A 7427-nucleotide genomic window follows, 5' to 3' on the forward strand; every position below is an offset into this window, starting at 1 on the left:
CAAATTCATTGACCGCCACAACCAGACCCGCTACTTTCGCGCACAAAGCGGCTACAGCAAAAAAACGATTTTTCCCGCATAAACAAAAAGCCAAAAGATACCATGAATCAACCAGACCAGCGCACTCCTCTGGAAGTCCTGCGCCAGACTTACGGCTATGAATCATTCCGTGGTCCACAGGAAAATATAATCAACCGCATCATGAGCGGCGGCAACGCTGTAGTTTTCATGCCCACCGGGGGAGGTAAGTCCGCCTGTTATCAGATTCCGGCTATTTTGCGTCCGGGGGTGGGGATCATCATTTCCCCGCTTATTGCCCTGATGCGCGATCAGGTGGCGGCCCTGCAACAGATGGGCGTGCGGGCGGCCTGCTTGAATTCATCTATACAAGCTTCCGAGGCCAATCACATCATCCATGAACTGCATAGCGGCAACATGGACCTGCTGTATGTTGCCCCCGAACGGCTGGCTCAACCCGGTTTTTTAGATATGCTTTCAGGGATCAAAGTAAGTCTCATTGCCATTGACGAAGCCCATTGTGTGGCCCAGTGGGGACACGACTTCCGGCCCGATTACCTGCGCCTCTCCGTGTTTGCGGAAATGTTCCCTATGGTCCCACGCATGGCCCTGACTGCCACTGCTGACGGACCGACTCGCAGAGAAATCCTTCATCGATTGTCATTCACTGAGGACGATATTTTCGCTACCGGGTTTGATCGTCCCAACATCCGTTATACTGTCATCCCCAAAGATCAGGAAAAACGGCAGCTACTGAATTTCATCAAAAATGACCACTTTGCCGAATGCGGAATTATCTACCGCATGAGTCGCAAAAAAGTGGAATCCACCGCAGCATGGCTCTGCAAACAGGGCATCAAAGCCCTGCCCTACCATGCAGGACTGGACGCCCAAACCCGCGAAGCCAATCAAGCCCGGTTCATGTCCGAAGACGGTATAGTCATGGTGGCGACCATCGCCTTCGGCATGGGTATCGATAAACCGGATGTGCGTTACGTTGCCCATCTGGACCTGCCCAAGACCATTGAGGCTTACTATCAGGAAACAGGACGCGCAGGACGTGACGGGCTGCCCGCCGAGGCATGGATGTCTGTGGGGATTCAAGATATCGGCTTCCTCAAACGAATGATCATGTCCGGCAATGCCCCGGATGACCGCAAAGCCCTTGAGCTGCGTAAACTCAATGCTTTGCTGGCCTATTGCGAATCACCGGGATGTCTGCGCAAGTCACTGCTTGCATATTTCGGGGAAGAACTTGAAAAGCCGTGCGGAAACTGTTTTACCTGCATTAACCCGCCCTCAACCTTTGACGGCACCATTCCCGCGCAGAAGGCTCTCTCAAATATTTACCGCACCGAACAACTTTTCGGAGCCAACTATCTGATCGACATTCTGCTGGGCAAAGAAAATAAACGAATTTCAGCACAAGGACACGGAAGCCTGAGTACCTATGGCATCGGCAAAGAATTTAATTCCGATGAATGGCTTTCCATTCACCGCCAACTTGTTTCCCAAGGGCTGGTGGATGTTGATATGGAGGGGTATGGATCGCTTAAGCTGAATGCTAAAAGCTGGGAAGTACTTCGCAAAGAACGAAAAGTGGACCTGCGCAAAGACCCGGTTCTGGCAAAAACAAAAAACCGCCGCTCAAGTAAAAAATTAATCATCGGTGATGCAAACAGCCCATCTCTTTCCAGCCCGGAAGCACAGGAGCTGCTGGAATCATTGCGCTCACTCCGTAACACTCTCGCTCAGGAACAGCATGTCCCGGCCTACGCCATTTTCGCGGACAAGACTCTACTAGAACTAGGCTGCTACCGCCCCCAGACCACCGGGGAGCTTTACGCAGTAAGCGGATTGGGTGATCAGAAAATTTTTCGCTACGGAGCCGCTATTGTGGATGTCTTGTTGGACCATCAGGAAAAGCATGGCAGACCGGACGATCTTTTTCCCATTCCCGAAGATAAAATCAAGGAAGTTCCAACCTCGCACCCCAAGAAAGAAGGCCCCACAGTTTCAGCTTCGGCCCTTGAAACTCTTGAACTGTTTGAAGAACTCACGGATATCGAAAAGGTAGCTGAGAACCGCAATATCAAACCAGCCACAGTCTACGCCCATCTGACCTCCTGCATCGAAGCCGGGAAAATGGACGTCAGCGACATTCTGGACTTCAGCGCATCTGAACTTGAATGCCTTCAGGACACGCTATCTTTCTATAAAGAGGAAGGATTTATGCAGTTAAGCCCCGTATTCAATGGACTTTGCGGTAACTATTCATTTGAAATTCTGCGTATGATCCGGGCCAGCAAGTAAAATTACTACTACTTCAGAACAATCCATTTGACCTTGTTCGCTAAAATTGAATAGTATTGTACTATTCATTGTAATCCATGAACAATCCAAGTGCGAGTTCTGAATGAAAAACTTTTTCAGCACGTTCCTACTCTTTGCAACGTTACTTACATGCACTCCACAGGTAGACGCAATTATCAGAGTAACTGTCTATGGTGATGATGCATATGTTCCATATTGCTTCATGCAAAATGGCACTTTTGACGGTATCTATGTACGGATTCTAGAAAAGGCTTTTTCCAGAATGAAAGGATACGACATCAGAATTGTACCAGTCCCATATAAGCGGTTATTGCTGGGACTTGAAAATGGAAAAATATTCGCAGCCTTTCCCCCGTACCAGTTTCCACAAAAACGCCCATGGATAGACGCATACTCTACGCCGATACTTGAGGAAGATTATTCGATCTTCTGCGCCGACGGTATTCTGGATACTTCACGCCCCAATTGGCCAGAAGACTATAAAGACCTACGCATAGGGGTTAATGACGGGTTCATAATCCCTGATGCAGATGATTTGAAAATTGAAGATGCCTCAAGCAATGAAAGAAATATCAAAAAACTCCTTGCCGGACGCATTGATTGCTACGTGAATGACAGCAAATCAATCATCTATACAGCAAAACTAATGGGCGTCGATTCTTCTAAGCTGGTGCAAGGAATAAAAATCAGCACCGAATACGGACATCTGGCCTTCTCCCGCAAGAACAATCCGCCATTCAAACGTAATTTTATAAAAAAATTCAATCAAGTGATATACGAAATGAAATGCAGTGATGAAATTGAAGCCATCGTTAATGAATTCATCCATTAAAAAACCGGCCTGTTCGAAAACAGACCGGTTTTTATTTTCCCAAAATCAATATAAACTATTCAATACGATAAGCAGGTTTATTGCTCTTGCTGGGATGAATCCTGCCCTGCTTGGCCAACTTACGGACCAGTTGGTCTGTAGCTGCCAGAATATTCTTATCACCTTTGATAAGCGGTCTGTCATCCCCCCACGAATCAAGCATATCCGGGTCTTTTACTGTTAGGTGGACAACGCCTGAGAAGAAACGGCGCAGGTTAATAAGCAGAGAAAAAGGCTCCTGATCACGGGAAAGATCCAAACCTTCCATGGATTCAAAAGTAACCGCAAAAGGCTCCTGAATCCGGGGCTCAAAAACGAGATCATCATTCCATAAGTAGCGAGTGTTCAAATGCTGAGTCTGGTAGGCAACATAATTAGCATACGAACGGGCAGTACCGACATGCACGTTATACAAACCATCCAGAGCATCTCCAAAACAGATTTTAAGATACTCGTCGAGTTCCTTAAAATACACCCCGCCGCCTCTCTCAACAAGGTCGAATTCATAAGGAATGCCCTTGTTGTCCGGCATGGAAAGCAAAGCCAGCATGGTCAAAACTTCTTCAACAGTACCGGCACCACCGGGATGAACCTTACCACGGTGCGAGGCACGAATGAAGGCTTCCATACGTTCTTCAATGGTAGGAAAAGTTAGAAGCTGGGTAACCAACTCGTTAGGAGCTTCCGCAGCCAGAATCTTCTTCTCTGAAAATCCAATAAAGTCGCGATGCCCAAACCGTTCAAAAGAATTCTGCTTACCATAAGCAACCTGAGCACCTTTGAACGGAGCCTTCATAACACCCACGCCGCACCCGGTGATATTTTCCATGTCCGGCATAAAAAGAGCTGTCCAATACCCGAGTTCCTTGGCGAAATTGTATTCCTCAATGGGAACCTGATGCCCGCCCCAAGTGAACATAACCAGACCGCGCTCACCCCGGTACATTAACCCCGAATGCTCCACAAATTTTTTAATATTTGTAGACCGGCAGCAATCAGTGCCACAATCGAATTTAGGGGCAAAAATTATATCACGAATGACCGCAGAAATATGCTCCACAGACTGCCAGATGACATTTCGTCCGTCATAAAGACAATCCCTCGGCACACGCGTACATTGCAGATTGATATGCCCGTTCACTGGAGCCACTTCGATCTGCATATCTTTAAATTTAACCCGGATTTCGCGGGTATCGCAGACATCATTCTTGTGCACATTAATCAATGCACCAATGATCTCAGTCATGCGATTTTCAGGATCAGCCAGCCCTTGGGCAAGACGCTCAATATCAGCATCACTGAACTGCTGCGAGACAATCCTGCGGGGAAGAATAGGAATCTTTAATTCTGTTTGCATAATGGAAAAAAAGTAATCAGAACGTAAGTAAATGCAAGGATAATTTGCTGGTCAGGATAAAAAATAATTAATCGTTTCTGAAACTGAACCTACCCCAGCCCGGCAAAATCGCAATATTCGGGGAATCTTTGTTTGAGACGGATCAATGCCTTCTGCTCTGCCATAACGTAAGCCTCTGCTGAATCCAGCTTCACACTTCCTTTTTTATCATGGATCATGTCTTTGTTCACATCGTAATGTTTAAATGTATGACCAATGTGCAACATATCGCGAAACCATTGCACCGCCACATCGAGACAGACAGGACGATCCCAATTCTTGCCGATACAGGCTCCAGAGGGCATGCGCGCGCCAAAAGGAACCGCACTTCCCAGAGGCATGGTACTGTTACGGGCCTTATCCATATCAATCAAAGCACACCACTCATTTAAACGGCATTCAGGCAGGGGCCACGCATTTTCCTTATACTGTTCGGAAAGACCAAGGTTATAGGCCCGCCTCTGGGTATAATCCATGTCCTTATTATAAATTTTCATCAAATACTGATAGGAAGGTTTAAACTTAGTGTACCGCTCAGAATCGCAAAGACCGTTTTGACCAGCGGGACACCACCAGCACTGACCGATTTCCCCTACCCCTGTATTCCCATCCAGCTCATCATAAAGATTTGCGATAATATCTGTAGTCACCTCAATATCATTATGAACGGTAAGCAAATAGCGTTGCCGACTTTTTTCCCAACCGTACTGGTATCTTATGGATAAACGATAATCATCTGACGAGGCGGCGCGCTCAACATCAGTAGGATCGATACCATTCCAATACTTTGGAACATAATGTTTAATTTTGTGACTAAAGTACTCAAGAATTTTATCATGTTTCTTGAATTCATACTCAGCAGTAAAAGGCTCTTCTTGAAAATAAATTCTATCAATATGTTCACTGCTGCATTCCATTAATGAAAGCAGGGAAAGTGCTGTCTGATGAACTTTTCCAAAAACATTTATGGCGACATCTACTTTGAAGCTCATGTATGATCCTTCTCAACTAAAATATAAGATTAAATCCTGTTTAATATGAAGTGGGCAAGAGTTCAAGACTACACTCTGCAACACGCCCATTACCCGATAAATGTGAATCAAAACATTTTCAGGATTCTGTTGCCATAAAAATTTAGCTATGCTCTCATTATTGTCAGAAACAAATCAGGAGTTAACTATGAAAAAAGTTTTTTGTTTTGTCCTCTTAACTACTGCATTTTGCTGTTCAGTTTACGCATCAGATATTCCAAGTCCCTCACTGGACACTAATCCATGCATGGATGTAATTGTAACTCGAACTACACCGCTGCTCTCATTTAAGAAAAATAGCGACTCAATCACAAAATTTGAAATTCATCTAGATCGTCAAAAAAATTTCAACTCACCGGAGTTGCGCAAATACATTCTAAAAACAACTGAAGGAAAAGTCGCTGGACTCCAGATTCCGAACGACAATCCATTACAAGATAACAGCCGCTGGTGGTGGCGTGTAAGAACCATCACAGGCAACAAGGTTGGCGACTGGGCTGTAAGCAGATTTTTTATTGATACTGCCAGCGACGATAATTATTCCGGGCTACAAAGAATCATACCACTATCAGTAAAAGCAGGAAGCGGTTCCAACCCCGAATATCTAATTGATTACAGCGACGCAGGACTAAACAGCCAGTGGCGGGCGGCCCCTCCTGGACCGCAGAATGAATGGATAGAACTTGATCTGGGCAAACCGACCCCGGTTTCACGCATCTGGATGCTCTCGGACTTTGGTCAACCGGACGGCTGGCCCACTGACTTTTACTGGCAAATGAGTAACGATGGAGCATACTGGAAAAAAGTTGCAGGCGGAATAGTCAAGAAATCGGATTCCTACCGAATCATTAAAGATATTCCAGAACAAAAAGCCCGTTTTTGGAGACTGACAATTACCAAATACAGAGGTTATGCTCCGGCACTGAATGAAATTATGCTATTCACTCCGTCTCAGCCGGAAATCCCGAATATTCCTGACACCCCGTATATTATAGTTATTGGAAACCAACGCAATGGCTTCACTTTTACCCGCTTAAGCCAGAGAATTGAAGAATTGGCTTCTGGAGCTAAGGTCCTACAAATTCCCTTTTGGAAGGCAAACATGGAAATGATCAAAAACCTTCCCCACAAGCCAGCGGCAATAATTCTTAGCGGCAACAATGCTGATTACAACAAACTGCCCATGTTTGAATACAACGGAGAATACGAAATTATCCGTGAAGCAGACATCCCCATCTTCGGAATATGCGCTGGCTGCCAAATGCACGCTTTTGCCCACGGCTACACCAGAGTACATTCCATGGGTTGGTCAGACATATCAGCCATGCAGACTCCGGAGGAACGCACCCGGATCAATAAAAAAATTAACGATCAGATATTCGAGAACACACCGGAACCATTTATTGCCCCTGAAGTACATGGGTGGGCAATATACTCTCTACCTGAAAATTATGAAATAGTTGCTGCCTCTGATTACATTCAGGCCATCAGACGCAAAGACAAAATGAGATACGGTGTTCAATTTCACCCTGAAATTAAGGAATCGTACAATCAAGCGGAGTCAATATTAAGACTTTTTCTGGCATGGGCTTTAAAAGAATAAACAGACAATAAAAACAAAAATCCTCCAAACGCAAGAAAGCCCCCTTAATTTCTTAAGGGGGCTTTTGAAATAAAAGCTTGCGACGACCTACTTTCCCACTGGCTACCCAGCAGTATCATCGGCGATGGAGAGCTTAACTTCCGAGTTCGGAATGGAATCGGGTGTGACCTCTCC

Annotated in this window: 5 protein-coding genes and 1 rRNA gene; 3 read left to right on the forward strand and 3 right to left on the reverse strand. The window is 45.6% G+C overall.

What is annotated here, in order from left to right; translation table 11 throughout:
* Nucleotides 1-102: 102 nt before the first annotated feature.
* Entirely contained in the window at nucleotides 103-2331 is a 2229-nt protein-coding gene (recQ, locus tag D0S45_15335; protein ID TIH13428.1) for a DNA helicase RecQ, read from the forward strand.
* Nucleotides 2332-2434: 103 nt separating this feature from the next.
* On the forward strand, nucleotides 2435-3184 hold the full coding sequence (locus D0S45_15340; GenBank protein ID TIH13429.1) for an ABC transporter substrate-binding protein: 750 nt from the start codon (nucleotides 2435-2437) through the stop codon (nucleotides 3182-3184).
* Between the two features lie 55 nt (nucleotides 3185-3239).
* On the opposite strand, the gene D0S45_15345 is transcribed toward D0S45_15340, so the two are convergent.
* A complete protein-coding gene (locus tag D0S45_15345; protein ID TIH13430.1) occupies nucleotides 3240-4580 on the reverse strand; it encodes a DUF3412 domain-containing protein in 1341 nt (446 codons plus the stop codon).
* A gap of 89 nt (nucleotides 4581-4669) precedes the next feature.
* Nucleotides 4670-5611 (reverse strand): hypothetical protein, encoded by a 942-nt coding sequence (locus D0S45_15350; GenBank protein ID TIH13431.1) that lies wholly within the window; start codon nucleotides 5609-5611, stop codon nucleotides 4670-4672.
* A gap of 187 nt (nucleotides 5612-5798) precedes the next feature.
* On the opposite strand from D0S45_15350, the gene D0S45_15355 reads away from it, so the two are divergent.
* A complete protein-coding gene (locus tag D0S45_15355) occupies nucleotides 5799-7253 on the forward strand; it encodes a glutamine amidotransferase (protein TIH13432.1) in 1455 nt (484 codons plus the stop codon).
* Nucleotides 7254-7327: 74 nt separating this feature from the next.
* On the opposite strand, the gene rrf is transcribed toward D0S45_15355, so the two are convergent.
* A 5S ribosomal RNA gene (gene rrf, locus D0S45_15360) occupies nucleotides 7328-7427 on the reverse strand; the annotation flags it as partial.

Source organism: Marinifilum sp. JC120 (genome assembly GCA_004923195.1).
Taxonomy (GTDB): Bacteria; Desulfobacterota; Desulfovibrionia; order Desulfovibrionales; family Desulfovibrionaceae; genus Maridesulfovibrio.